The sequence below is a fragment of the Micromonospora sicca genome (assembly GCF_003172935.1).
GTDB lineage: Bacteria > Actinomycetota > Actinomycetes > Mycobacteriales > Micromonosporaceae > Micromonospora > Micromonospora sicca.
In genome coordinates this window covers 1-1,965 of sequence record NZ_QGKS01000179.1, presented here as the reverse complement: position 1 = coordinate 1,965, position 1,965 = coordinate 1, and the positions used below count along the sequence as shown (strand labels likewise).

The following is a 1,965-nucleotide window of genomic DNA, read 5'->3' as shown; positions in this document are numbered from 1 at the left end:
CGGGCTGGAGTCCTGGACCGGCAGTCTGGTCCGGTGGCGATCGGTCCTGTCCTGCAGGATCTGCTTCACCTTGTGGTGTGGGGTGTGCAGGGCGATGTCGGGGTCGCCGGCTCGTTGCAGGATGTTGATCGCGGCGTTCACGTCGGCCTGCCACACCACCCGGCACAAGGTGCAGTGAAGCCGGTCCCCGCCGCGTCGGCCGAGCCGGCCGCAGCGGTGACAGGTTTGTGAGGTGTAGGCGGCGTTGACGTGTACGAGCGCAGAACCTCTGCGCTCCGACACGCTTGCTAGGGCCTCGGCGGTGACTCCTTTGGTCCACGCGGCGAGGCGCCGGTTGACGTTCTTGCCGAGCGTTGTGCGTCCGGCGAAGGTCTTGGTGAGGTCTTCGGCAACCACCGTGGCGGCCTTGTCGACGACCCGGTGCACGGCGGTGAAGATCTCGCTGCGGACCTGGGACCGGTGCCGGGCGGCCTGTCGGTCCCGCTTCACGTAGCCCAGGTTGTTGGCCTTGATCCGCTGCGCTTTGGCGTGGTTGCCGCGCTGGGCGGCGGTGTTCGCGATCGACCGTAGCTTGGCCCGCCGGCGGTTGCGTTCGGTCAGTCGGTCCGACTCGGCGGTCAGCAGTTGCCCGAGTCGGACGCCGTGATGTTCTCCGTCGGAGTCGGTCAGCGCCTCGGTGTAACCCTTGTCGACCCCGACCACGTGCTCACCGCACGGCCGCCGCGACGACCGTAGTTGCGCTGCGTCGATCTGATAGTGCACCTCGACCCGGCCATCGCGCAGGATCAGTCGCAGCGTCCCGGTCGGGGCGACAGTGGTCGACAGCGGGATCTTGACCAGCTTGTAGCGTTCGAGTCCCGGGATGGCCAGCCACAGTCGACCGCTGCCGTCGACCTTGGTGTTATGCCGGTCGGCGCGCACGACGATCTGATCGTGGGTGCGGTTCTTGCCGCGCCTCCAATGTTTACGCATCTGCCGGGCCAAGAACGGGTCGGCGGCCCACTGGTCGGCCTTCAGTGCGGTGAACAGCCGCTTCCGTTCGGTCGGATCGCTCGTGCGCCGGTCGATCGCGCGGCGCACCTTCACCTTGGCAGAGGCCATGTTCGCCGCGATGTCGGCCATCGCGTCGCGAACAGTTTCCTTCCACGCATTCGCCAGCGTCCCGAACTGAGCGTGCGTGCCGTCGGCCAGCCACCGGTCCCGGACCTGCCGATCGGTCAGCCCGGACCCCACCCCACGGATCGAGCCGTAGCGCTGCCACACCTCACTACGCACCCGGCCCAGCCGGCGCGCCTGCTCCACCAGGGCGGCGTACTTGCCCGGGTTGAGGCGGTCCGAGTAGGCGATCCGGGTGACCTTCACTGGTCTCCGCCCGTCGTCAGGTCCGCCCCTTTGAGTTCCTTCTCGTAGCGCCGCAGCCCGTACAGTCGACAGGAGAAGGTATGCACGATCGCCAGCAGGTCCTCGACCATCTCCTGCTGAGGCGACAGTGCTTCCTGGTTAGCGACGACGATCTCGCAGTTGTTGCGGGCCGCCACGTGTTCCAGGAATTCGAAGCCGAACCGGGCCAGTCGGTCCTTGTGGGCCACCACCAGCGTGGCAACCTCACCCCGGTCGATCGCGTCCATCAGCGCCAGGAACTTCTTGCGGCGCAGGTTCAGCCCGCCGCCGACCTCGCTGACCCACTCGTCCACGGCCAGCCCGCGGGCCAGGCAGAACTGCTGCATCGACTCGACCTGCGAGGCCAGGTCGGCCTTCTGGCCCGGGGACGACACCCGGCAGTACACCACGACCCTCCGGCGGTCGGCGTCCAAGCCCGGCTGCAGCACCTTGCGCACATCGGAGTCGTCGAAGTAACGCTGACCCGACGGCAGCCGGCGCACGCTGATCCGCCCCTCCGCCTCCCAGCGACGCACCGTGCCCACCGAGCGGCCCACCCGCTTGGCGAACTCCCCGATCCGATAA

2 protein-coding genes are annotated in these 1,965 nt (G+C 68.1%); both read right to left on the bottom strand.

What is annotated here, in order from left to right; translation table 11 throughout:
• A partial coding sequence (locus DKT69_RS10225; RefSeq protein WP_109801325.1) for an RNA-guided endonuclease TnpB family protein occupies positions 1 to 1,362 on the bottom strand: 1,362 nt, incomplete at its 3' end.
• Positions 1,359 to 1,965 (bottom strand): IS607 family transposase (locus DKT69_RS10220; RefSeq protein ID WP_236647523.1); only part of this gene is annotated, 607 nt, incomplete at its 5' end. The genes DKT69_RS10225 and DKT69_RS10220, both read right to left, overlap by 4 nt.